This window comes from Stutzerimonas chloritidismutans (genome assembly GCF_051486945.1).
Taxonomy (GTDB): Bacteria; Pseudomonadota; Gammaproteobacteria; order Pseudomonadales; family Pseudomonadaceae; genus Stutzerimonas; species Stutzerimonas chloritidismutans_B.
The window spans coordinates 113,915-137,974 of record NZ_JAHVDX010000004.1; the positions used below are offsets into that span (position 1 = coordinate 113,915).

Sequence of the window (24,060 nt, forward strand, 5' to 3'; positions counted from 1 at the left end):
CAGTTATGCCGATTCCCCTCGACGCCCATTGACGGCGGTCAGGCTGCTCCGCGCCATTTGTGCACCGCCACGGCGCACAGGCACGACTATTGCTGACCGCATTAGACCGAACGCCAGACACGCGACCGCGTATGACTTCACTGACCCCGATCTTCACCCCGCACTGGCTGGCCGAGCTCGACCTCGGCTACGCACGGCTCGGCCAGGCGACGCGCCCGGTCCGCCGTCGTCACAACGGCCCATTGCGGGTGCAGAAGCACCTCTACCCCGAGGGCCCCGAGGTCTGTCAGCACATTGTCGTGCACCCTCCTGGCGGCATCGCCGGGGGCGATCGCCTGGCGATTCATGCGGAAGTTGGCCACGGTGCCTGGGCGCAGCTCACCAGCCCCGGCGCCGCCAAGTGGTATCGCGCTGCCAGCCCGGCCCATCAGACCCTCGACCTGCGTGTGCAGGCCGGCGCGACGCTGGAGTGGCTGCCGCAGGAGACCATCGTCTACGCCGGCGCGCAGCCGGAACTGCGCACCCGCATCGATCTGGAAGGCGACGCGCGATTGTTCTATTGGGACATCGTCGCCCTTGGCCGCCCCGCCTGTGCGGAGCGGTTCGACTGTGGCCGGCTGCGCGCCGCGCTGGACATTCGCCGCGACGACCAGCTGCTCTGGCATGAACGCCAGGCGATCGAAGGCGGCGACCGCCTGCTCGATTCGCCCATCGGCCTCGCCGGCCAACCGGTTTTCGGCACCCTGATCGTCACTGGCACGCTCGACACCGATGTGCTCGACGTCTGCCGCGACCTGAAGACACCTGTGCGCGGCGACCTGACCCAGTTGCCCGGCCTGGTCGTTGCACGCTGCCTGGCCGGCGAAACGCTGGAAGCACGCGCCTGGATGATCGCGCTCTGGCAGCGACTGCGCCCGGCGCTGCTCGGCCGCGAAGCGCTGGCGCCGCGGATATGGAGCACCTGACAGCCTCACCGGCGAGCCGGCCTTGCCGTTACCCTCGCCCGTGCCAATGAACACTACGTGGAATCGCTATGGACCTGTCACCCAGAGAAAAAGACAAGCTGCTGATCTTCACCGCCGGCCTGGTGGCCGAGCGCCGGCTGGCCCGCGGTGTGAAGCTCAACTACCCGGAGGCCATGGCCTACATCTCCGCCGCGCTGCTCGAAGGCGCGCGCGACGGCCAGACGGTCGCCGAGCTGATGCACTACGGCACCACCCTGCTCAGCCGCGAACAGGTGATGGAGGGCGTGCCGGAGATGATCCCGGAGATCCAGGTCGAGGCGACCTTCCCGGACGGCACCAAGCTGGTCACGGTGCATCAACCAATCGCCTGAAATATCGGTCAATGTCTACTGCCCACGACCTTGAACCGTTCTTGAAGGAAACCAACGTGCAGATACGCGACGCCCTGGACACCGACCTCGAAGGCATCCTGCAGATCTACAACGACGCGGTAGAGAACAGCACGGCGATCTGGAACGACCGCACCGTCGACCTCGCCAACCGCCAGGCCTGGCTGGCCGAGCGTCACGCGCAGGGCTACCCGGTGCTGGTGGCTATCGACGAAGCGGGACAGGTGGCCGGCTATGCCTCCTTCGGCCCCTGGCGCCCTCACGACGGCTATCGCCATACCGTGGAGAACTCGGTCTACGTCAGCCCCGACCATCGCGGCAGCGGTATCGGCCGTAGCCTGATGCAGGCACTGATCGAGCGCGCCCGCATGCTCGACAAGCACGTGATGGTCGCCTTCATCGAAAGCGAGAACCGCGCCTCGGTGCACATGCACCAGCAACTGGGCTTCATCCATGTCGGCCAGATGCGCCAGGTCGGCTGCAAGTTCGGCCGCTGGCTGGACCTGACCATGATGCAACTGACCCTGAACAGGACATCGAAACCATGATTCCCGGCGAATACCAGATCCAGGACGGCGACATCGAGCTCAACGCCGGCCGCCGCACCCTGACCCTCTCCGTGGCCAACAGCGGCGACCGACCGATCCAGGTCGGTTCGCACTACCACTTTTTCGAAACTAACGACGCCCTCACCTTCGACCGCGCCGCCACGCGCGGCATGCGCCTGAACATCCCGGCCGGCACCGCGGTGCGCTTCGAACCGGGACAGAGCCGCGAGGTGGAACTGGTCGAGCTGGCCGGCGAGCGCCGAGTATTCGGCTTCGCCGGGCGGGTGATGGGCGCGCTGTGAGCGAGTCGGTCCAGGGGTTCGACGAGCGGGCGAATAAATTCGCCCCTACAGGTTCGGTGCCGAACATCCCGCAGCGTCGACGCAATACGTAGGGGCGAATTCATTCGCCCATGAACGAACCACCGGCAGCCACCGTTCGCGCCGAGGCATCAAGGAACAGCCATGAAGATATCCCGCCAAGCCTACGCCGACATGTTCGGCCCCACCGTCGGCGACAAGGTGCGCCTGGCCGACACCGACCTGTGGATCGAAGTCGAAAAAGACTTCACCACCTACGGCGAGGAAGTGAAGTTCGGCGGCGGCAAGGTGATCCGCGACGGCATGGGCCAGGGCCAGCTGTGCGCCGCAGACGTGGTCGACACGCTGATCACCAACGCGCTGATCCTCGACCACTGGGGCATCGTCAAGGCGGACGTCGGCTTGAAGGACGGCCGCATCGCCACCATCGGCAAGGCCGGCAACCCGGATATCCAGCCCGACGTGACCATCGCCATCGGCGCGGCCACGGAAGTCATCGCCGGCGAAGGGATGATCCTCACCGCCGGCGGCATCGATTCGCACATCCACTTCATCTGCCCGCAGCAGATCGAAGAGGCGCTGATGAGCGGCGTCACCACCATGATTGGCGGCGGCACAGGACCTGCCACCGGCACCAACGCCACCACGGTGACGCCCGGCCCCTGGCATATGGCGATGATGCTCAAGGCCGCCGACGCCTTCCCGATGAACATCGGCTTCACCGGCAAGGGCAACGCCTCGCTGCCTGAACCGCTGATCGAGCAGGTCAAGTCCGGTGCCATCGGCCTCAAGCTGCACGAGGACTGGGGCACCACGCCGGCGGCCATCGATAACTGCCTCTCCGTGGCGGACCAGTACGACGTGCAGGTGGCGATCCATACCGACACCTTGAACGAATCCGGCTTCGTCGAGACCACCCTCGGCGCGTTCAAGGGCCGCACCATCCACACCTACCACACCGAAGGTGCCGGCGGTGGTCACGCGCCGGACATCATCAAGGCCTGCGGCTTTGCCAACGTGCTGCCCAGCTCGACCAACCCGACCCGGCCGTTCACCCGCAACACCATCGACGAGCACCTAGACATGCTCATGGTCTGCCACCACCTGGACCCGAGCATCGCCGAGGACGTGGCCTTCGCCGAGAGCCGTATCCGCCGCGAAACGATTGCCGCCGAGGACATCCTCCACGACCTCGGCGCGTTCTCGATGATCAGCTCCGACAGCCAGGCCATGGGCCGCGTCGGCGAGGTGATCACCCGCACCTGGCAGACCGCCGACAAGATGAAGAAGCAGCGCGGCGCCCTGCCGGGCGACGGCGCGGGCAACGACAACTTCCGCGCCAAACGCTACATCGCCAAGTACACCATCAACCCGGCGATCACCCACGGCGTCAGCCACGAGGTGGGCTCGATCGAAGTGGGCAAGTGGGCCGACCTGGTGCTCTGGCGCCCGGCGTTCTTCGGCGTGAAGCCGAGCCTGATTCTGAAGGGCGGCGCCATTGCCGCGAGCCTGATGGGCGACGCCAACGCGTCGATCCCGACGCCGCAGCCGGTGCACTACCGGCCGATGTTCGCCAGTTACGGCGGTTCACTGCATGCGTCAAGCTTCACCTTCATCAGCCAGGCCGCCTTCGAAGCCGGCGTGCCGGAGCAGCTAGGCCTGAAGAAGAAGATCGGTGTGGTCCGGGGTTGCCGCCAGGTGCAGAAGAAGGACCTGATCCACAACGACTACACGCCGGACATCCAGGTCGACCCGCAGAACTATCAGGTGCGCGCCGATGGCCAGCTGCTCTGGTGCGAGCCGGCCGACGTGCTGCCGATGGCGCAGCGGTATTTCCTGTTCTGATCGGCTAGCGCGGTAACGCGGGTAGGGCGCGCTCAACTTGCGGACCAGATGCGCCCTGTCGTGCGCTGGAACGCGGGCGAATAAATTCGCCCCTACACGGGGATTCCATTCGGTTGGTTGAGCCGTTGCGGGAGCGTGACGTGCGTTGAACGCGGGCGAATGAATTCGCCCCTACAAGGGTTCCATTCGGTTGGTTGGGCCTTTTTCGGACCGTGACGTGCGTTGAACGCGGGCGAATAAATTCGCCCCTACACGGGATTCCATTCGGCTGGTTGAGCCGTTTCGGAGCGTGACGCGCGTTGAATGCGGGCGAATGAATTCGCCCCTACAAAGGTTCCATTCGGTTGGTTGGGCCTTTTCGGGCCTGACGCGCGTTGAACGCGGGTGAATGAATTCGCGACATCGGGTTGGTGTGGCGGGGCATGGCTCGGCCGTACGTCCTGTAGGGGCGAATTTATTCGCCCAGCCGCTCCGGCGGCCATCGGCGCACCATGACTGCACGCTCCGACGGCAGATGCAGCACAACGGGGCATTCTGGCCGCGCGCGCCGGCAAGTGCTGTGCCTGCCGCCACGCGAGTTGTATACATAAATCCGGCACCTTGCCCAAGCGTGATCTAGGCTGAAACCGTTGCCTTCCGGCGGACAGACGGGGCGGCACGCAGCCTTTCGCGACGTGTGCAGTACGCGGAACGCTTCAAGGGAACGCTGGTGCGGTACACAAACTGCATACAGCTGACAGAACCAGCCTTGCACACGAGCGCTCGCCATGAACGATCAGGATTTGACCCTGCCACACCCCGATCCGACCCTGCACAACGCCGACCTCGAGCCCCTCGCGCCTGGCAAACGCAAATGGGGATGGTTCGAAATCTTCAACGTCTGGTCCAACGACATTCAAAGCCTGTTCGGCTACACGCTGGCCGCGACCCTGTTCATCAGTTACGGCCTGAACGGCTGGGCCGTGCTTGCCGGGATCGTGCTGGCCGGCTTCATCGTGATGGGCCTGGTGCAGCTGACCGGCAAGCCCAGCGTGAAGTACGGCATCCCCTTCCCGGTCATGGCCCGCGCCAGCATGGGCGTGCGCGGTGCGAACTTCCCGGCCATGGTGCGCGGCATCGTGGCGATCTTCTGGTACGGCGTGCAGACCTATTTCGCCTCGACCGCCGTGGCCCTGCTGATCCGCACCCTCACGGGTCCAGGCTCCGAGGCGACGCTGCTGGGCCTGACGACCGTCGACTGGGTCGCCTACGTGCTGGTCTGTGCCTTTCAGGTCGCGCTGTTCGTACGTGGCGTGGACTGGGTGACGCGGTTTCTGAACTGGGCCGGGCCGCTGGTATATCTGGTGATGATCGCGATGATGATCGCCATCTGCTACAAGGCCGGCCCGAGCCTCGCTGGCGCGCTGGGCGGAATTTTCAGCGGCACCGGCAGCTACGCAGGCGGGCCGGTTGCAGCGTTCGCCGCGGTTGTCGGCACCATGGTCGCCTACTTCGCGGCAGTAGTGATCAACTACGGCGATTTCGCCCGCTTCGTCAAAACCGAGCGTCAGATGCGAATCGGAAACTTCCTGGGCTTGCCGGTGAGCCTGGCGTTCTTCTCGCTGATCGCGCTGGTGATCACCGCCGGCACCGTGGTGGTGTTCGGCGAGACGCTGACCAACCCGACCGATATCGTGGCGCGGATCGATCATGTGGGCCTGACGCTCATCGCCGCCATCACCTTCTTCGCCGCGACAGTCGGCATCAATCTGGTCGCCAACTTCATCCCGCCGGCCTACGACATCGCCAACCTGTCACCCGCCCGCATCAGCGCACGCACGGGAGGCTTCATCACTGCCGCGATTGCCTTCTTCATCGGTGCGTTGTGGGTTTCGTTCATCAGCGCGGTGGGCATCGCCGCGTTCGTGGACACCCTGGGTGCGGTGCTGGCGCCGCTGTACGGCATCATCGTGGCCGACTACTACCTGGTTCGCCGTCAGCGACTGGATGTGCAACAGCTGTTCAGCGCCGAACCCGGTTCGACCTACTATTTCAATGCTGGCTGGAACCGCAAGGCGATCATCGCCTTCGGCATCGCCTCGATCTTCTCCGTCGCCTCGGTCTGGACGCCGGGCCTGGAAAGCCTGTCGGGCTTCGCCTGGCTGCTGGGCGCGCTGTTCGGGGCCGTGCTGCACTACCTGTTGATGCGCAAGCAGATCCTGCCGGTCAGCGCCACGCCCACCGCGACGTCCCAGCTGTAACCGATCGCACCGGGCCAACCGCGCGTGGGCTCGGTGCGTTTGTCGGGTGACGCATGCTAGAGTGCCCAGCCATCCGTATGGCACAACGACCCGCTCCATGAACCGATCGGTCATCGACGATATCTCGGCCATCGGCCGTATCAGCGCCGTACCGGCGATTCTCCAGGTCATCTGCGACACGACCGGCTTGCGCTTCGCCGCGGTGGCCCGTGTCACCGAGGACTCATGGACGGCCTGCGCGGTACTCGACAAGATAAATTTCGGCCTCGAGGTCGGCGGCGAGCTGGACGTCACGACCACGCTCTGCCACGAGATCCACTCCTCACACGAGACCATCATCATCAGCAAGGCGAGCGAAGACGATCGCTACTGCAATCATCACACGCCCAGGCTGTACGGCTTCGAGAGCTACATTTCCACACCAATCTTCCGCTCGGACGGCAGCTTCTTCGGCACGGTATGCGCGCTGGACCCGCTTCCGGCAAAGCTGTCGGAAGCGGTTGTGCTGCCGATGATGGAATCCTTCGCCAGACTGCTCGCCATGCAGCTGGAGTCGGAGGCGCGTTTCGAGGCGACCGAGGCCGCCTTGTTCGATGCGCGGCAGACGGCCGAATTGCGCGAGCAATTCATCGCCCTGCTCGGGCACGACCTGCGTAACCCGCTCTCCTCAATCATGTCCGGCGCCCAGTTGCTGCAGCGCCGCTCCAGCGACCCCACCGTGCTCGGCATTGCTGGCCACATGCTGACCGCCAGCCATCGCGCCGCTCGGCTGGTGGACGATGTGCTCGACTTCGCCAGGGGCCGGCTCGGCAAGGGCATACCGCTGAACCTGAGCCCCTGTGACGACCTGCGCGGCGCCTTGGGCCATATCGTCGAAGAACTCCAAAGCGCCAACCCGCACCGCAGGATCCAGGCGAACATCGGGCCGCTGGAGGGCGTTCGCTGTGACGCCGATCGCCTCGGCCAGCTGCTCTCGAACCTGCTGGCGAACGCCCTGGTGCACGGCGCGCCCGAGGGGACGATCGAGGTGACCGCAAAGATCGAAGACGATCAACTGCTGCTCTGCGTGAGCAACGCCGGGCAACCCATTGCGCCGGATCGCCTGGCCAAGCTGTTCCAGCCTTACTGGCGTGAGGAAACCAGCCCGCAATCCGGGCTCGGGCTGGGTCTGTACATTGCCAGCGAAATCGCGCAGTCCCACGGCGGGGAGATGCAGGTCGCCTCGACGGCCGAAGCGGGCACCACCTTCATGTTCAGGATGCCTCTAAGCGGGCCCTGATGCGCTGGCGCGGGGCAGTCAACGTAACTGGCTGTCCTTGCTGCCGCGCCGGTTGTACCCGCTGAATCTGGCGTCCTGCTTGTCCTGCTCCGCCTGACAGCGGATGCACAGCCGAACGCCGGGAACGGCCGCGCGTCGTGCCTCTGGAATGGGTTCGTCACAGGCTTCGCAACGCTGCAGGCTCTCGCCATGCCCGAGCCGACTGCGCGCGCGCTGCACGGCGTCCTCGAGCGTGCTGTCGATCTGGTCCTGCACAGCCCCCTCGTTAGCCCAACCGGTAGCCATCGCACCCTCCTCGGCCCGACAGGGCCTTCTCACAGGTCTCTACCTTTCTCTGATCGACCCTGGGCCGGACAGGTTCACCAGCCGCTGAAATCAAGTGCCGCAAATACGTACCGCCAGCACACCGGCACCGCTTGTCGGTTTGCTGGCGCCAAATCGACGAGTGGGGCTCGCCGGAAAAGGGCTTTGGCTATCCTTCGAGCCGAAGTGAAGGGAAGGCCGTGTCTCGGCGGGCGCTTGGAGCGCTCTGGCACGGCCTCGCCCGCTCATGGTCGTCGCTGGTCGGCCTACCAGACACACCTGACCCGTGAAGCGGAATTATGGACAAGAGATACCTGATCGCGCTGGTCATCGCCCTGGGCGGTTGCGCCAGCCAGCCAGAAGTCATGGAACGGGAGGTCGGGCAATTCGACCTCAAACTCGGTACGGCGCCGACACGCAGCATGGCCCAAGGGCTGGTTCAGCCAGCCACGGCCAGCACGTTCCGGGGTGGGCTGGACCTCACCCATGAGAGCGGAGTGTATGTCGGCCAGTGGTCGCCCAGCGTCGGGCTTCTGGACGGCAGCCAGCTGGAGCTCAACAGCTACGTCGGCTACGCGCAGCCTCGGATGGACGACTCGCCCGGCTATGAGCTGGGGGTGATCCGCTACAGCTTCCCGGAAATCGACACCTGGGACCGCGAGGAATACTACGCGGGCTTCAACCTGGGCAGCAGCCGGCTGGGCGGCGCACTGAGCAGCGCACTGGGGCGCACCGACAGCACCCTGTTTATCGAACTGGGTTCGGTCCGCCCTTTCGACGTCGGGGTCCGTCTGAAGTACGCCACCCACTCAGTGGACAACCCGCTGTATTACAACGGCGGCAGCCTGCGAACGTTCAATGACTGGTCGCTGAGCCTGTCCCGGCAGCTGCTCGGGGTGAAGCTGGACCTGTCCTATTCCGACTCGAACCTGCAGGGCGCGCAATGCGGCGTCTATTCGGGACAGAACGCCTATTGCGAAGGGTTCATGATGTTCAAGGCCGAGCGCGCCTTTTTCTAAGCGCCCGGCCGGTCATCAGCCCTGGCGAAAACGCAGCTGCGCATGGCCGACAGCGAGCAGGAATGCTGCTGCGGCGAACCCGTAGAGCAGGCCCAGGTTGCCGTCCTGGAACAGCCACGAGCCCAGCACCGGCCCGGTCGCCATGCCCATGAAGCGGAAGAAGTTGTAGCTGCCGACGGCCGTGGCTCGGTTCTCGTGGTACAGGTCCATCAAGAGGCTGGTCTGCACCGGCAGCGACAACCCGAGAAACAGCCCGAACGCAGTGACCGCCACGACCAGCGCGGCGAGCGATGACTGAGCGACCGCCAGGAACAGCATCAGGCTGAGCGCATTGAGCAGCGCCGTGATCAGCAGCATGGGTCGTGGCCGCCAATGGCCGAGCAGCCGCCCGCCGACGAAACTGCCTATCACCACCGCGATCGACAGCGGCAGGAATACCAGCCCCTTCTCGCTGGCGCTCAACCCGTAGCGGGCGTCCAGGATCCGCGGCATGAACACCAAGTAGTTATAGAACGCGTAGTACTGCACGAAGCTCAGCAGCATGATCGCCAGACCCTGGCGATTGCCGAGCACCTCGAGGTACTGCACCGGGTGAAACGCGCGCGGCGGCCCGCCGGCGGGGCGGGTTTCCTGCAGCCAGAGCGCATTGCTCGTCAGCGCCCCAATACCGACGATCGCCAGCAGCAGAAACACGTAGTGGAAATCCACGTGCTCGCCAACGAAGCCACCCACCACAGGCCCGGCGACCGGACCGAGCGCCACCATCATCTGGAACGAGCCCATTGCACGGCCCCGCGCGGCGCCTTCGAAGCGGTCGCCGATCACCGTGACCGCCACCACCGCACCGGCGGCGATGCCCACCGCCTGCAACGCCCGGAAGGCCAGCAGCACTTCGATGTTGTTGGCCAGAAAGCAGCCCATCGAGGCGACGACGTAGACCGCCAGACCCGCCAGCAGGGTGCGCTTGCGACCGGTGCGGTCGACCAGCGGCCCATAGATGATCTGCATGAAGGCGAGCACGAAGGTAAAGATCGAAATGCTCAGGTTGATCAGGAACGGCGTGGTCCGCAGCGCGGTGCCGAGCTCCGGCAGGATCGGCGTGTAGACCGTCTGGGTGAAGGGGCCGAGAAAGGCGGCGAAGGCGACCATGAAGGTCAGTAGACGTGGGCTCATCAGGTCTCCCAAGCACGGCAATGGTCGCGGCGGCCGGGGCGAGCCGCCGCCGCAGCGGTCACTCCTTGACCTGCATGTATTCCTCGGCCCAGACCATGTACTCCTCCGCTGTCGAGTACTTGACCGACAGCTGCGAGGCGTTGAGGTCGGAGGCGTCGATCTGGCGCTGCTCGCGCAGGCAGTCGTAGGTCGCCTTGATCGCGGCGAAATAGGCGGCATGGCCGTTCACCACGATGCGCACACCCAGCCGGGCGAGGCGTTCGTTGTCGCGCAATTGTGGATTGCCGTAGGTGACGAGCATCAGCGGCACCTTGAGCTTTTCGGCGACCTGCTCGAGCTGCTCGAAATTCTCGATGCCGACCAGACAGATCGCGTCCGCCCCGGCCGCCTCGTAGGCCTGCACGCGCGCGATCACCTCTTCCAGGCCGATCACGCCGGCGTTGGTCCGGGCGATGATGCACAGCTCGGGGTCGATGCGCGCCTCCAGCGCCGCGCGAATCTTGCCGACCGCCTCGAACATACCGATGAGATCGGTGGACTTGCGGCCGAATTTGGCCGGCAACAGGGTGTCCTCGATGGTCAGCGCGGCAATCCCGGCGCGCTCGAGCTCGACCACGGTACGCATCACGTTCAGCGCATTACCGTAGCCATGGTCGGCATCGGCGATGATCGGCAGTCGCGAAACGCGGCCGATGCGCGCGGCCTGCTCGACGAACTCACTGAGGGTGATCAGCGCGAAGTCGGGCGCAGCCAGTACCTGCAGCGAGGCGACCGAGCCACCGAGAATCCCGACCTCGAACTGGAGATCGGCAGCGATGCGGGCCGACATCGGATCGAATACCGAGGCGGTGTGATAACAGCGGTCCGAGGCCAGCAACTTGCGGAAGTCCTGGCGCAGGGTGTGATGAGAGCGTCGTTGCATGTGTCCGTCCTGTTGAGTCGCACGCAAGGGTCTTCGCCCTTGTCTGGTCTAGTGTTGAAAGCTCTGCGGCGGGCCTGCGGCACACCACGGTGAATCAAAGCGGCGCGCGTGGCTGCCGCCCCTGTACGTACGCCATGACCAGCCCACTGGCAATGATCACAGCCATCCCGGTGATGGCACCAGCATCCGGCGTGTGGCCGAACGCGATCAGGCCCACCACACCGGCGAAGATGATCTGCGCATAGGTGAAGGGTGCCAGCGCGGCTGCACTGGCGAAGCGGAACGCGTTGGTCAGCAGCAGATGCCCGCTCATGGCCATGGCGCCGAGCGCCGCCATCATCACGGCGTCATGCAGAGACGGCGTCTGCCAGTTGAAGATCACCAGCACGCTCATGACCAGACTGCCCACCAGGCTGGTGATGAAATTGCTGGTCACCGGATGGTCTGTCGCGCTGAGCCGGCGGGTGATCAATTGGTAGATCGTGAAACTGACCGCGGCGCCGAAGGGCAGCAGGATCGCCGGAGTGAACAGCGCGCCGCCCGGGCGCACGATGATCATCACGCCGATCAGCCCGCAGCCTACCGCCAGCCACTGAGCGCGGCTGACCTGCTCGCCCAACAGCGCCGAGGCGATGGTGACCAGCAATGGCGTGAGGAAGATGACGGCGGTGGCCTCGGCCAGCGGGATGTAGCTCAACCCGCTGATGAACAGCATGCTGACGCTGACCAGGCTCAGGCCGCGGCAGATCTGCAGAGTCGGACGCAGCGTCTGGAAGACGCGCCGTCCCATGCGCGGCGTGAACAGGGCAAGCATCAGGGTCGTCTGCGCCATGTAGCGCGCCCAGATAACCAGGAATACCGGATAGAGCTGCGTCAGGTGTTTGGACAGGCCATCGTGCGAAGCCAGAGTCAGACAGGACACCAGAATGAGCAGCACGCCGAGCAGGGGCTGGTGGGAATTGTTCAATTGGTAAACCGCGACGATAGGTAGCTACCTAAGAATTATGCGCCTAAATCCGTGTTTCGTCAGTCGTCACATGAGCCGAGCCGACCAGACGATCGCCCTTCACCGTGGCCGTCGTGTCGCGAAACGGTCATGCCATTCGGGTGTAATCGCGATCATTCCGTCGGGTACCGCTCCAGCCGCTCGACTATCGCGTATGATCGCCGCCCCGCGCGCGCCGCCATAGCAACGGCCGCGTCAATCCGAGTCTTGTCTGATGTTCAAGTTACGCGCGATGCAGGTGCGCGATATCCCTGCCGTGATGTCGATTCAGGAAGAATCCTACGCCGCCGAAATCCTCGAGGATGAAGCGGTCATCCGCGACCGTCTCGCTGCCTTTCCGCGACTCGCCTGGGTGGCCGAAGACGAACAAGGCGTCTGCGCCTATCTGTTCGCCTATCACTCGCGCGTCGGCAAGGTCACCCCGCTGGACGGCGATTTCAAACAGTACCCCGAAGCCGATTGCCTCTACCTGCACGACCTGGCCGTCTCGCGCCGCGCCGCCGGCCGTGGCATCGGCCCGGCGTTGGTGAGCCGCAACCTGGAGCAGGCCAGCCGCCAGCAGATCCGCTATTCGGCACTGGTCTCGGTGCAGGAATCCGAAGCCTTCTGGTCGCGCCTGGGCTACAGCGCCCATACCGAACTCGAACCGCGCCAGGTTGATAACCTCGCCAGCTATCGCCTCCCCGCGGTTTACATGGTGCGCGCCCTGCATTGACGCACCCTGATGGTGCGACCACATAGCTGACGCACCATCATGATGCGGCCTGAGCCCCATTTTCAGGCACGGCCAGCCCCGCAGCCGGCGCGACGCCTTTGCCAACGCAGGTTGGCAAGCGCCTTGCTCTGCTTGTGCCGAACGCACAACCGGAACTGCCGCGCCCATGCTGGTCATTCATCGCCGTACACAGACGCATGCCAAGGCTGACGCCGAACTCCTGCTTACCTATGAGGCACGCAGCAAGTCGCGCCTGCGCTGCTTCACCACGACGGGCGAGGACGTCGGCCTGTTCCTCGAGCGCGGCCAGCCGCCGCTACGCGATGGCGAGTCTCTCGAGGCCGAAGACGGCCGCATCGTCCGCGTGCGCGCGCGCCCGGAGCGCCTGCTGCATGTCACCTGCGCCAGCGCCTTCGAGCTGACGCGCGCGGCCTATCACCTCGGCAACCGCCACGTGGCGTTGCAGATCGGCGACGGTTGGCTGCGCCTGCTCGACGACTACGTGCTCAAGGACATGCTGCTGCAGCTTGGCGCCACGGTCGAAGCCATCGAGGCGCCCTTCCAGCCCGAACATGGCGCCTATGGCGGCGGCCACCATCACTCCCACGCGGGCGAGGCCGAGTTCAGCTACGCCCCTCGTCTGCACCAGTTCGGAGTGCGCCCGTGATCAACGGTGCGGCCTGGGGCCTGCTGCGCCTGGCCAGCCCGCAGCTGCCGATCGGCGGCTACAGCTACTCGCAGGGTCTGGAAATGGCGGTCGAGCAGGGTCTGGTCGCCACCGCCGAACAGGCTGCTGCCTGGCTCGAGGATCAACTGCTCTTGAACCTGGCGCGCTTCGAGGCGCCGCTTCTGCTGGCGCACTGCGAAGCGGCCGCCCGCGAGGATTGGCCCGCCCTTGCTGAACTCGCCGAGCGCCACCGCGCCAGTCGTGAAACTCGCGAACTGCAGCTGGAAAGCCGGCAGATGGGTTACTCGCTCGGCCAACTGCTAGACGGCCTGCCGGAACTGGACGCCCCTGCCCGCGCGCTGCTTGCCCGCACCCCCGAACCCGGTCTGGCGCTGACCTGGGCGCTCGCCGCCCGCGCCTGGCAGATATCGCCGCGGGAAGCGTTGAGCGCCTGGTTGTGGGGCTGGCTGGAGAACCAGCTGGCGGTGCTGATGAAAACGCTGCCCCTGGGGCAGCAGGCGGCCCAGCGGCTGACGTCAGCCTTGCTGCCAAGCCTCGACCAGGCCGCTCGCATCGCCACCGACCGGACGCCCGAGGATTGGGGGAGCCTGCCGTTTGGACTGGTGCTGGCCAGCATGGGGCACGAGCGGCAGTACAGTCGGTTGTTCAGGTCATGATCAGACCAACGCCGCCTCCGCCATTCGCATCAGGCGGAACGAGCACTGCCCGCGAGCCCGCGCTCCCATGCGACCTACTGTATTCACGGAGCCCATGCAAAGGGACCTCGGCCGCGAAGCCGTTGGCTTTTTGCCCGAGTGTCGGAACGTCCCTTGGAAGCACCCAAGCCACTGCCGACACGCACTGCATCCGCAAGCGGCAAACACGCTCACCCAACGAATCCCATCCCTGCCCCAATCGGCAGCGGCACCCCTTTCGCAACCCCAAGGCAGCCACACCGCCTTCCAGAGGAGACCATCATGAACAGCCAACCCCTGCGCGTCGGCATCGGCGGCCCGGTCGGGTCGGGCAAGACCGCCCTGACCCTCGCCCTGTGCCGCGCCCTGCGCGAGCGCTACAACATCGCCGTCGTCACCAACGACATCTACACCCAGGAGGACGCCCAGTTCCTGGTGCGCAACGAAGCCCTGGCACCCGAGCGCATCATCGGCGTGGAAACCGGCGGCTGCCCGCACACGGCCATTCGTGAAGACGCCTCGATCAACCTCGAAGCGGTCGAGCAGCTCAACCGGCGCTTCCCGGGGCTGGACCTGATCATCGTCGAATCCGGTGGCGACAACCTCTCGGCGACCTTCAGCCCCGAGCTGTCGGACCTGACGCTCTACGTGATTGACGTCTCGGCCGGCGACAAGCTGCCGCGCAAGGGCGGGCCGGGGATCTGCAAGTCCGACCTCCTGGTGATCAACAAGGTCGACCTCGCCCCCATGGTCGGCGCCTCGCTGGAGGTCATGGACCGCGACGCCCGCAAGATGCGCGGCGACAAGCCGTTCGTGTTCAGCAACCAGAAAGTCGGCCAGGGACTCGACGAGATCATCGCCTTCATCGAAAAACAGGGAATGCTCAGCGCCGCCTGAGCCAGCACCGCCTGTAGGCGTGCCCGTCCGTGCTCGCTCATCGCCAAGCGCTTCGCCAGCCAGCGGGCTGCTACCGGGAAACCGCCGACCGCGCCGACGCGAAGCATCGCGACGATTCGAACGCATCATGCAAACCAGAGGGAACACCGAATGAACAGAAAACTTCTCTTCGCCACCGCCCTGCTGCTCAGTCCGGCGCTGGCTGTAGCCCACCCCGGGCACGACCACGCCGGCATCATGTCCGGTCTCGCCCATCCGGTCTTCGGCCTCGATCATCTGCTGGCGATGCTTGCCGTCGGGCTCTGGGCGGCGCAGCAGACCGGCACGGCACGCTGGGCGCTGCCGCTGACCTTCGTTGCAACCATGCTGCTCGGCGGCCTGCTCGGCTTTGCCGGCACCGAGATGCCAATGTTGGAAACCGGCATCGCCGGCTCGGTGCTGGCGCTGGGCCTGTTGGTCGCACTGGCGGTACGCCCGCCGCTGGCCGTCGCAGCCGGTCTGACCGCCCTGTTCGCCGCCAGTCACGGGGTCGCACACGGCTTGGAGTTGCCGGCCCTGTCGAGCCCCTGGGGTTATGCCGCCGGTTTCGTGGCCGCGACCGCGGCGCTGCACGGCGCCGGCTACGTCGTTGCCCGCAGCTTGCCGCAGGTTGCCGCGCCTCTGGTACGCATCGCCGGTGCGGCGTCGGCCCTGGCTGGCGCCTGGTTGCTCGCGGCCTGACAGACGACGCGTGAATGGTCGAGGTGCAGAGCCTCAACTGCGCGCGCCTGGGCCGAAGCGACCGTGTACCCCTGCGGCTTCACGCCGCCATGCCGTTCTTGAAATGAAAAGCCCGAGCCAGTGACCTGACTCGGGCTTTTTTCGTTGCGCCTGGCTCAGCGGAACGGCGGTTCGTCGAAGCTGCGCAGCTTGCGTGAATGCAGCGAGTTGAGCTGGCTGCGCAGCAGGTCGAGGGCAGCGATGCCTATCTTCAAGTGCTGGGTCACGGCCCGCTCGTAGAAGGCGTTGGCAGACCCCGGCAGCTTGATCTCGCTGTGCAGCGGCTTGTCCGACACACAGAGCAGCGTCCCGTATGGCACCCGCAAGCGATAACCCTGGGCGGCGATGGTGCCGCTCTCCATGTCTACCGCTACAGCGCGCGAAAGATTGATCAACGGCCGCTCCTGCGCCCAGCGCAGCTCCCAGTTACGGTCGTCGTAGGTCAGGACAGTGCCGGTGCGTAGGCGCTTCTTCAGTGCCTCACCCTGATCACCGGTAACTTGCGCAGCAGCCTCTTGCAGCGCCTGCTGCACCTCAGCCAGCGCCGGCAGCGGAATATGCGGTGGCAGTACGCGATCGAGAATGCCGTCGCGCCGCATGTAGGCGTGAGCCAGCACATAGTCGCCGATGGACTGCGACTGCCGCAGACCGCCACAGTGGCCGATCATCAACCAACAGTGCGGACGCAGCACCGCGAGATGGTCGGTAATGTTTTTCGCGTTCGATGGCCCTACGCCGATATTGACAAGGGTGATGCCGTGGCCGTCTTTCGCAACCAGGTGATAAGCCGGCATCTGGTAGCGGTGCCAGAGCACGCCGCCAATGATCGCCTGGGCTTCCCCCTCCTCCATGCCTCGCTCGATGACGATGTTGCCTGGCAGCACCATGCGCGTGAAACGGGTGTCATCACGCAGCATGTCCAAACCGTGGCGGATGAATTGGTCGACGTAGCGGTGATAGTTCGTCAACAGAATCCATGGCTGTACGTGGCGCCAATCGCTGCCGGTGTAATGCACCAACCGGCGCAGGGAGAAGTCCACGCGCGCGCCGTCGAACAGCGCAAGCGGATAGGGATCGGCATGTTCCCAGTCGTAGAGCCCATCGGCGATATCATCGGTCGCCGCGGACAAGTCCGTGCTGGGGAACACCCGCGCCAGCTCGGCAGCCGTCACGCCCGTGCCAGCTAGCTCGTCGCCCTGTTCGATCACGTAGGGGTAGGGAATGTTGCGATCACTGATGCCGACCTCGACCTTGACGCCGAAATCGGCGATTAGCGGCCGCAACTGATCGAGCAGATAGCCGCGAAACGCCCCCGGATGAGTCACGGTGACGCTGTATATGCCCGGCGCCTGTACTTTCGCGTAGGCGCGGGTCGAAGCCGGGACCTGGCCGTGGCAGGCGTAGGTCAGGCGTAGCTCGGGGTAGCGAAACAGCGCGCGCTCGGCGGCATCGGGCTCCTCGCGCGTGGCGACATAGCGTTTGAGTGCCTGGTTCAGGGCGCGAGTGGCGTGCTGGTGCAACTCGGCAAGGTGGTCCACGGCCGCTTCAGCGCTGGTGGCAATGCGAAAAGTCTCGCCTGCTGGATTCATGGTGGGTTTCCTTGTCTGGTCATTGAAAACATCTTGCCTGCTGTTCGATGACAGCGGTAGCACCTGCCCGAGCTCATTCATCGCACCGATGCGCCGCGAGCTGCAGTACTAACTGCTCCAGCCGCGCCTTGAGCAGTGCCAGGCTGGGCGCAGCGGTCAGGCTCAGGCGCAGCGCGTGAGGCGCATCATGGCCGACGGCGAACGCCTGTGCGGCGGCTGCCTCGATGCCCGCATCACGGCATATCCGCATCGCATCGACACCCGGAGCCAGGGGCAGCCATAAATGCGGCGACGGCGTGCTCGAAGCGCCAAGCAGTTTTTGCGCCAGGCGCCAGCGGCGCGTGACTTGGTCACGCTGCCCGGGCCAACAGATGTGCCTCTTCCACGCCGCTTCGCAAAATGCCCAGCTTTTCTTCACCTAGCACAACGGGTTATAAACCCGCCGTCGCGCCCCACGCGGGCGCGTGGATTGAAACGCCGCCCAGTTAGCCAGCTTGGCTAGGGTCTTAGTGGTCGCGCCCTACCCGGGCGCTTGGGTTGAAACATCCTTCGCCGTGGCTGGCTCGGTCTTCTGGCCACCACCATTTGCTCAGGTTCAAGCCACGCTTGTAATCGCGCTGATTGAGACAGGGTCTGTTTAATAGTGATAACGACACATGACAATCTGCAACTGACCATCATCCACCGCATAAACCAGCCTGTGCTCGCTGCTGATTCGTCTTGACCATAAACCGCTCAGGTTGTGCTTGAGCGGTTCCGGTTTACCGAGTCCCGTAAAGGGTGTGCGCACGGCATCGCGGATAAGCAGGTTGATTCGTTTAAGACTTGCCTTGTCGTTTTGCTGGAACCAGAGGTAGTCATCCCATCCTTCGGGCGTGAACAGGATATTCATGCCGTGCTTATTCGTCTTCCAGCAACTGTCGAGACGCTAGCTTACCGGCGCGCAAATTGTTGACGGATCTGATCAGACGCTCGGCATTAGCAGGCGAGCGCAATAAATGCGCCGTTTCCTCCAGCGCATTAAAGTCGGCGAGGGAAATCATGACTACCGGCTCACCTTTCTGCCGGGTGACCATAATCGGTGTGCGGTCGCCATTGACCCGGTCCATGGTTTCAGCGAGATGCTGGCGCGCTGTGGTGTAGTTGATGGTTTGCATAGTGGATTCCTCAAGCATGCGCGAAATGTACACATATCTGTACATACCCTCAAGCCGATCAAGCACCGCCGCCCAGCGCGCCTATTGAATCCCCCGGAGTTACCCAGACGGAGAAACGGCTAATCCAGAAACGGCGCACTCCGCGCCAACACCGCACTGATGTCCAGCCCTGTCGGAAGGGTGCCGAAGACGCGGCCGCGGCCGTCCAGGCGGCTGGCGATGAAGGCGTCCGATACGGCTTCGTTGCCCGCCTCGAGGAGCAGCTTGGCCTGCAGGGCGACGGCGAGGTCTTCGGTCAACTGACGGGCCCGGTAATGGATGGCGTCGGTGTCGGCGAGCGCCGCCTGGAGCTGGCGGACATGCACGCGTAGCCGCGGGTCGCCATGGCCGTCGCCAAGCTCGTTGTGCAAGACATCAAGCGCGCCGGATTCCCTGGACAGGGCTCGCAATAGGTCCAGGCACTGGACGTTGCCGGAACCTTCCCAGATCGAATTGACCGGCGCCTCGCGGTAAAGGCGCGGCATGAGGGTGTCCTCGACATAGCCGGCTCCGCCCAGGCATTCGCTGGCCTCGGCGATCATTTCGGGCGCGCGTTTGCAGATCCAATATTTACCGATCGCCGTAACGATGCGCGCGAAGGTCGTCTCACCCTCATCGAACGGGTGGTCCAGCGCGCGGGCCATGCGCAGGGTCAGTGCCAGTGCGGCCTCGCTCTCAAGGGCGAGATCTGCGAGCACGTTCTGCATCAAGGGTTGCTCGATCAGCGCCTTGCCGCCGACCAGACGATGCGTGCAATGGTGCATCGCCTGGGTGAGCGCCTGACGCATCAGCGAGCTGGAGCCGACCATGCAGTCGAAACGGGTGGAGGAGACCATCTCAATGATGGTCGGCACGCCGCGCCCCTCCTCACCGATCATCCAGGCGAGCGCGCCACGGTATTCGACCTCACTGGACGCGTTAGACCAGTTGCCAAGCTTGTTCTTCAGCCGCTGGATGTAGAACTGGTTGCGGCTACCGTCCAGGCGGTGGCGCGGCAGCAGGAAACAGCTCAGCCCTCGCTCGGTTTGCGCCAAGGTCAGAAAGGCGTCGCACATGGGCGCCGAGCAGAACCATTTGTGACCGACCAGCTCGTAGGCCTGGCCTGGCCCGGTCGCGCCGATGGGGTGGGCGCGCGTGGTGTTGGCGCGAACATCGGTGCCACCCTGTTTCTCCGTCATCGCCATGCCGATGGTGACACCGGCTTTTTGCTCCATAGGCACGTTGCGCGGGTCATATTCGCGGCTGAGAACTTTTGGCAACCAGACGTCCGCTATACCGGGCTGCTGCAGCAACGCAGGCACGCTGGCATAGGTCATAGTCAACGGGCAGCTGCTGCCGGCTTCTGCCTGATTGTGCAGGTACATCAGCGCGGCCCGCGCAACCTGGGCGCCAGGCTGCGGGTCGGTCCAGGGCAGCGATGGAATGCCATGCGCGATGGCGGTGCCAATGAGCTGGTGATACGCGGGATGAAACTCGACCACATCGATGCGATGGCCGTAGCGGTCGTGGCTTTTGAACACCGGCCGGCTCTCGTTGGCGAGGAACCCCGCCGCCATCAACGGGCCGCCAGCCAGCGCACCGTAGGTCTCAAGTCGCGTTTCGGCCCAGCCGCCCCGGTAACGCCGCACCCAGTCCTGCAAGGGTAGGTCGAGGCGATAAAGGTTTGCGCCGTCGAGCGGCGGCACCTGGTTCAGCACCTCGTGCGTTTCGGCGTATTGATGCAGGCTCATGGCAGCTCTCCTCGGTGGCGACGTGGCGCGCCGGCAGCGATCCGACCTGGGCAGGCAGGCCGCGCGGGCTCCATCAATGAAGTGAAGCACGCACCAGGAGGGTGCAAAAGCGAGGTTTCGGCCAAAGTTGCGCGGCATCGCGCGGAGGTCAGGTCGCCTGGAACGGCATCAGCAATTGAAAACGGCTGCCCTGGCCGGGTTCAGAATGGTAGGACAGCCGCCCGCCTTGGAGCTCGACCAATTGCCGGCAGAGCGACAAACCAATGCCAAGGCCACCGTACTGACGCGTCATGCTGCCATCGAGCTGCCGGAAATACTGGTAGAGCGAGTCGTCCGACGGCGCCTCGAAACCGATGCCGGTATCGATCACTTCGACCTGCAGCTCATAGTCCGATCCGCTCTGCCGCCCACTGACCGCCAGGGTGACGCCGCCGTGCAAGGTAAACTTGATCGCGTTGTCGAGCAGATAGCCGAGGCTTTGCTTGAGCTTGGCAGCATCACCGACCATCGCTTCGGGCAAGCCGCTGACGAAATCCAGCTCGAAGGACAGGCCGCGCACCGCGGCGCGGGCGCCATAGAGCATGTAGAGCTCGTCGAATACGGCACGCAGCCCGAACGCCTCCCGGCGCACCCGCAGCTTGCCGGCCTGGAGTTCGGTCAGCGCAAGGATGTCGTTGACCAGCCGCATCATGTCACGTGCCGAGCTGGTAGCGATGCGCTGGTACTGTTCCAGCTCGCCATCCAACTCCAATGTTCGCATCAGGTCCAGGCTGCCGATCACGCCATGCATAGGGGTACGCAGCTCGTGGGTGACGTTGGCGAGAAATTGGTCCTTCAGGCGGTTGCTCTCGGCCAGCTCGCGGTTCAGTTCTTCGAGCTTGCGTCCGGTCTCCTCGAGCATCTGGGCGCGCTCTTCCTTCATCATGTTGATGCGGTCGGCCAGCGCCAGCGACAGCAGCGCGACCTCCACCGCCGAGCCGATCTGCCCCGCGTACATGGTGAGGAACATGTGCGGCAGGTAGCCGAGCACCATGAGCGTGTTGATCTGCCCGCCGATGAGAAAGGTCGTCCAGGCGATCATGAAGTAGCGCGCCACACGCATGCCACGGTGCCAGGCGAGGATGCCGGCAACGAAAATGACAAGGATGAACCACAGCGCCAGGAAGGTCGCCAGCCGCAGCGCCAGTGCGTAGCTGGAGGTGAACGACAGCACCATGGTGACCAGCCCGAGCGCCATCAGCCCCAGCAGCGCGCGGTCGATCCAGGGACTGTGCTCGGCGGTGTGCAGGAAACTGCGTGCGAACTGACAACCGAACAGCCCCGCCGCGCCGATCAGAAAGGGCGTCGAGGCGTTGGCCCACCACGGCGACTCTGGCCAGAAATACTGCACGCCAAGGCCGTTCACCGAGATCTGGTAGAGGCCGAACGAGCCGATGTAGAGGATGTAATAGAGGTAGCTGCGGTCGCGGACGCTGAGATAGATGAAGAGGTTGTAGACCAGCATCACCAGCAGTACGCCGTAGATCACCGCCAGGATATAGATGTGCGCCGATTGCTCCTCAAGATAGGCGACGGGCGCCCAGAGCGTCAGCGGCACCTGGATCGAGCCCTCGCTTTCCAGGCGCAGGTACACCCGTTTCGCCTGGCCCGGCGCCATCTGCAATTCGAACAAGTGGTTGCGCTGGTGGATTTCTCGTTCGCTGAAGGGCAGCCTGTCGCCGCTGCGTCCGGCCAGGCGGTAGCCACCCTGGCCGTCCGGGAGGTAAAGCTCGAGCAGGTCCAGCGGCGGATAGGCCAGTTCGAGCCACCAACGGCTGCGCTCACTGGCGCGATAGTCCAGGTCGAGCCGCAGCCAGAAGGCCGAACGCGAATACCCGGCGTTGAGCACCTCCTGGTGCTGCGGCACGAACTGGCCAGCGGCGTCCATCGCGAGCACATCCTCGATCCTCGCTTCGCGGGTCGGATCTTCCAGCACGGCCATTACGCGCCCAAGGGGAATGCGGCGATCGTCTTCATCGAACACGACGGCGTTGGCCAGCATCGGCAGCATGCTAAGGATGAGCAAAAGGAAATGGCGCATGTATCGGGGAATCCATCAGCACGTCAGGGAGCCCATCCCTGAAGACACGTGACCGCTCAGAAGTGGTGGCACTTTAGCATGGGCCGGGGACAAGTTTCCGACGAACCGCGGGAACCCGCCGGACGGTCTACTGTCTCGCCCTGCCCCGACTGACCTCAAGCAAGCCGGGCCAGGTGTTTGGTGATAAGCTCGCACGCCTCTAAATGCCAGCGCAACGCTGCGCTGGCTGCCTGTGCCACGCCAAACTGGGGAATTCGAATGCCCGGCCCTTGCTCCCGTCCTGTCGTCCTCTGCCTGTCTGGCCATGACCCGAGCGGCGGCGCCGGCCTGCAAGCCGACATCGAAGCCCTGATCGCCCAGGCCTGCCACGCAGCACCAGCGGTCACGGCATTGACCGTACAGGACACGGTTGACGTTTCGGATTTTCGCGTGCTGGACCGCGAGTGGGTGCTGGCCCAAGCCAATGCGGTGATTGACGATCTTCCCGTGGCGGCAGTGAAACTGGGCATGCTGGGTTCGGTCGAGATGGTCGGCACGGTGCTGCAGATCATGCAGAAGCTGCCCGGCGTGCCCCTGGTATGCGACCCGGTCCTGCGCGCTGGTGGTGGTGGCGCCCTCGGCAAGGACGAGGTCGGCTACGCCATGCGCGAACGGCTGTTTCCGGTTTCGACGATCGCGACGCCTAACCTCCCCGAGGCACGCATTCTTGCCGAATTACCCGAAGGCTCGGCCGATGAATGTGCCGAACGCCTGTTGCCGCATATCCGTCACTTGCTGATCACTGGCGGGCACGGTGACGAAACCGAAGTACACAACCGCCTCTACTGCCGTGACGGCAGCCGCCACGACTTCAGCTGCCAACGCCTGCCGGGCAGCTATCACGGCTCCGGCTGCACCCTGGCCAGCGCGCTGGCCGGGCGCCTGGCGCTCGGAGAAGAGCTGGTCAGCGCTGTGAAGACAGCCCTTGACTACACCTGGCGCACGCTGCGTGACGCCGAAGCGCCGGGCCGCGGCCAGTACATTCCCCGCCGCCTTCCGCTGGACCTGTCTTAAGGAGCCGCCGATGAAAGAGCTCACCCGACTGCGCGGCCTCTACGCCATTACCGACAGCACATTGCTCGCTGACGGTCGCCTGCTGCCCTATGCCGAAGCCGCGCTGAACGGGGGCGCCCGGCTGCTGCAATACCGCGACAAATCCGACAACGACGCGCGCCGGCTACGAGAAGCCGAGGCGCTGCTGAAATTGTGCGAGCGCTACGGTGCCGGCCTGATCATCAATGACGACGCCGAGCTCGCCGCACGCCTGGGCGCGGGCCTTCATCTAGGCCAGCAAGACGGTTCGCTGTCAGCCGCACGTGCCCTGCTTGGTCGTAAGGCAATCATCGGTGCCACCTGCCACGCCCGGCTAGACCTGGCAGAACAGGCCGTGGCCGACGGCGCCAGCTACATCGCTTTCGGCCGGTTCTTCGACTCTAATACCAAACCCGGCGCACCGGCCGCCACGGTCGATCTGCTCGAACAGGCCCGCCAACGGTTCGCCGTGCCGATTGCCGCGATCGGCGGTGTGACGCTGGCGACCGCGCCCGAGCTGATCGCCCGTGGCGCCAGCTTAATCGCGGTGATTCATGCCCTGTTCAGTGCTGACTCGGCGCAGGACGTCGAGCGCCGCGCCCGCGCTTTCACCGACCTGTTCGCCGCCGGCTGATCGGGGGCGAAGCCCACG

The 24,060-nt window shown here is 64.8% G+C and carries 25 protein-coding genes; 15 read left to right on the forward strand and 10 right to left on the reverse strand.

All coding sequences use genetic code 11. The annotated features are described in order from the left end of the window. Positions 1 to 131 precede the first annotated feature (131 nt). From KXR72_RS16000 to KXR72_RS16030, 7 genes are all read left to right on the forward strand, one after another. A complete protein-coding gene (locus KXR72_RS16000; protein ID WP_437422095.1) occupies positions 132 to 965 on the forward strand; it encodes an urease accessory protein UreD in 834 nt (277 codons plus the stop codon). Positions 966 to 1,033: 68 nt separating this feature from the next. Further along, a complete protein-coding gene (ureA, locus tag KXR72_RS16005) occupies positions 1,034 to 1,336 on the forward strand; it encodes an urease subunit gamma (RefSeq protein ID WP_003283033.1) in 303 nt (100 codons plus the stop codon). 11 nt (positions 1,337 to 1,347) lie between these two features. Beyond that, positions 1,348 to 1,902, forward strand: coding sequence for a GNAT family N-acetyltransferase (locus KXR72_RS16010; RefSeq protein ID WP_423706022.1), 555 nt, complete (start codon positions 1,348 to 1,350; stop codon positions 1,900 to 1,902). Next, the gene (locus KXR72_RS16015) at positions 1,899 to 2,204 is read left to right on the forward strand and encodes an urease subunit beta (protein WP_243604003.1); all 306 of its coding nucleotides are present in this window, start codon (positions 1,899 to 1,901) and stop codon (positions 2,202 to 2,204) included. Before KXR72_RS16010 ends, KXR72_RS16015 begins: the two co-directional genes overlap by 4 nt. Before the next feature lie 162 nt (positions 2,205 to 2,366). Then, positions 2,367 to 4,067, forward strand: a complete 1,701-nt coding sequence (ureC, locus tag KXR72_RS16020; RefSeq protein WP_437422096.1) for an urease subunit alpha — start codon at positions 2,367 to 2,369, stop codon at positions 4,065 to 4,067. A 767-nt stretch (positions 4,068 to 4,834) separates the two neighbouring features. Further along, entirely contained in the window at positions 4,835 to 6,307 is a 1,473-nt protein-coding gene (locus KXR72_RS16025; RefSeq protein WP_437422097.1) for an NCS1 family nucleobase:cation symporter-1, read from the forward strand. A gap of 97 nt (positions 6,308 to 6,404) precedes the next feature. Further along, on the forward strand, positions 6,405 to 7,586 hold the full coding sequence (locus tag KXR72_RS16030) for a GAF domain-containing sensor histidine kinase (RefSeq protein ID WP_437422098.1): 1,182 nt from the start codon (positions 6,405 to 6,407) through the stop codon (positions 7,584 to 7,586). Positions 7,587 to 7,604: 18 nt separating this feature from the next. Here KXR72_RS16030 and KXR72_RS16035 read toward each other — a convergent pair whose 3' ends face one another. Then, positions 7,605 to 7,871 (reverse strand): TraR/DksA family transcriptional regulator, encoded by a 267-nt coding sequence (locus tag KXR72_RS16035; RefSeq protein WP_437422099.1) that lies wholly within the window; start codon positions 7,869 to 7,871, stop codon positions 7,605 to 7,607. Between the two features lie 317 nt (positions 7,872 to 8,188). Between KXR72_RS16035 and KXR72_RS16040 the strand changes: the two genes are divergently transcribed. Beyond that, positions 8,189 to 8,908: a TorF family putative porin gene (locus KXR72_RS16040; protein WP_243604008.1), complete on the forward strand. Its 720-nt coding sequence runs from the start codon at positions 8,189 to 8,191 to the stop codon at positions 8,906 to 8,908. Positions 8,909 to 8,923: 15 nt separating this feature from the next. On the opposite strand, the gene KXR72_RS16045 is transcribed toward KXR72_RS16040, so the two are convergent. The 3 genes from KXR72_RS16045 to KXR72_RS16055 form a co-directional block, all read right to left on the reverse strand. Next, positions 8,924 to 10,081 carry an MFS transporter gene (locus KXR72_RS16045; RefSeq protein WP_437422100.1) on the reverse strand — a complete coding sequence of 386 codons (1,158 nt, stop codon included), beginning with the start codon at positions 10,079 to 10,081 and terminating at the stop codon, positions 8,924 to 8,926. Positions 10,082 to 10,139: 58 nt separating this feature from the next. Further along, complete coding sequence (locus KXR72_RS16050) at positions 10,140 to 11,003, reverse strand: isocitrate lyase/PEP mutase family protein (RefSeq protein ID WP_437422101.1); 864 nt, start codon at positions 11,001 to 11,003, stop codon at positions 10,140 to 10,142. A gap of 94 nt (positions 11,004 to 11,097) precedes the next feature. Continuing rightward, positions 11,098 to 11,970 (reverse strand): DMT family transporter, encoded by an 873-nt coding sequence (locus tag KXR72_RS16055; RefSeq protein WP_437422102.1) that lies wholly within the window; start codon positions 11,968 to 11,970, stop codon positions 11,098 to 11,100. Between the two features lie 271 nt (positions 11,971 to 12,241). Here KXR72_RS16055 and KXR72_RS16060 point away from each other — a divergent pair, with 271 nt between their 5' ends. The 5 genes from KXR72_RS16060 (at position 12,242) to KXR72_RS16080 (ending at position 15,703) form a co-directional block, all read left to right on the forward strand. Next, positions 12,242 to 12,724 carry a GNAT family N-acetyltransferase gene (locus KXR72_RS16060; RefSeq protein ID WP_243604512.1) on the forward strand — a complete coding sequence of 161 codons (483 nt, stop codon included), beginning with the start codon at positions 12,242 to 12,244 and terminating at the stop codon, positions 12,722 to 12,724. A gap of 166 nt (positions 12,725 to 12,890) precedes the next feature. Beyond that, entirely contained in the window at positions 12,891 to 13,391 is a 501-nt protein-coding gene (ureE, locus tag KXR72_RS16065) for an urease accessory protein UreE (protein WP_243604012.1), read from the forward strand. Continuing rightward, the gene (locus KXR72_RS16070; protein WP_437422502.1) at positions 13,391 to 14,068 is read left to right on the forward strand and encodes an urease accessory protein UreF; all 678 of its coding nucleotides are present in this window, start codon (positions 13,391 to 13,393) and stop codon (positions 14,066 to 14,068) included. The genes ureE and KXR72_RS16070 overlap by 1 nt, the downstream gene beginning before the upstream one ends. 300 nt (positions 14,069 to 14,368) lie before the next feature. Next, positions 14,369 to 14,983: an urease accessory protein UreG gene (ureG, locus tag KXR72_RS16075; RefSeq protein ID WP_423706016.1), complete on the forward strand. Its 615-nt coding sequence runs from the start codon at positions 14,369 to 14,371 to the stop codon at positions 14,981 to 14,983. Positions 14,984 to 15,133: 150 nt separating this feature from the next. Further along, the gene (locus tag KXR72_RS16080; RefSeq protein WP_437422103.1) at positions 15,134 to 15,703 is read left to right on the forward strand and encodes a HupE/UreJ family protein; all 570 of its coding nucleotides are present in this window, start codon (positions 15,134 to 15,136) and stop codon (positions 15,701 to 15,703) included. Positions 15,704 to 15,858: 155 nt separating this feature from the next. Here KXR72_RS16080 and amn read toward each other — a convergent pair whose 3' ends face one another. From amn to KXR72_RS16110, 6 genes are all read right to left on the reverse strand, one after another. Beyond that, the gene (gene amn, locus KXR72_RS16085) at positions 15,859 to 17,331 is read right to left on the reverse strand and encodes an AMP nucleosidase (protein ID WP_437422104.1); all 1,473 of its coding nucleotides are present in this window, start codon (positions 17,329 to 17,331) and stop codon (positions 15,859 to 15,861) included. Between the two features lie 73 nt (positions 17,332 to 17,404). Next, positions 17,405 to 17,581 carry a hypothetical protein gene (locus KXR72_RS16090; protein WP_437422105.1) on the reverse strand — a complete coding sequence of 59 codons (177 nt, stop codon included), beginning with the start codon at positions 17,579 to 17,581 and terminating at the stop codon, positions 17,405 to 17,407. Positions 17,582 to 17,968: 387 nt separating this feature from the next. Beyond that, complete coding sequence (locus KXR72_RS16095; protein WP_437422106.1) at positions 17,969 to 18,223, reverse strand: Txe/YoeB family addiction module toxin; 255 nt, start codon at positions 18,221 to 18,223, stop codon at positions 17,969 to 17,971. Positions 18,224 to 18,230: 7 nt separating this feature from the next. Beyond that, entirely contained in the window at positions 18,231 to 18,488 is a 258-nt protein-coding gene (locus KXR72_RS16100) for a type II toxin-antitoxin system Phd/YefM family antitoxin (RefSeq protein WP_437422107.1), read from the reverse strand. Between the two features lie 119 nt (positions 18,489 to 18,607). Then, positions 18,608 to 20,257 carry an acyl-CoA dehydrogenase family protein gene (locus tag KXR72_RS16105; protein WP_437422108.1) on the reverse strand — a complete coding sequence of 550 codons (1,650 nt, stop codon included), beginning with the start codon at positions 20,255 to 20,257 and terminating at the stop codon, positions 18,608 to 18,610. A gap of 148 nt (positions 20,258 to 20,405) precedes the next feature. Next, positions 20,406 to 22,337 (reverse strand): sensor histidine kinase, encoded by a 1,932-nt coding sequence (locus tag KXR72_RS16110; RefSeq protein ID WP_437422109.1) that lies wholly within the window; start codon positions 22,335 to 22,337, stop codon positions 20,406 to 20,408. A gap of 258 nt (positions 22,338 to 22,595) precedes the next feature. Here KXR72_RS16110 and KXR72_RS16115 point away from each other — a divergent pair, with 258 nt between their 5' ends. Further along, positions 22,596 to 23,390: a hydroxymethylpyrimidine/phosphomethylpyrimidine kinase gene (locus KXR72_RS16115; protein ID WP_437422110.1), complete on the forward strand. Its 795-nt coding sequence runs from the start codon at positions 22,596 to 22,598 to the stop codon at positions 23,388 to 23,390. Between the two features lie 10 nt (positions 23,391 to 23,400). Further along, complete coding sequence (gene thiE, locus KXR72_RS16120) at positions 23,401 to 24,042, forward strand: thiamine phosphate synthase (RefSeq protein ID WP_437422111.1); 642 nt, start codon at positions 23,401 to 23,403, stop codon at positions 24,040 to 24,042. The last annotated feature ends 18 nt before the right edge of the window (positions 24,043 to 24,060 follow it).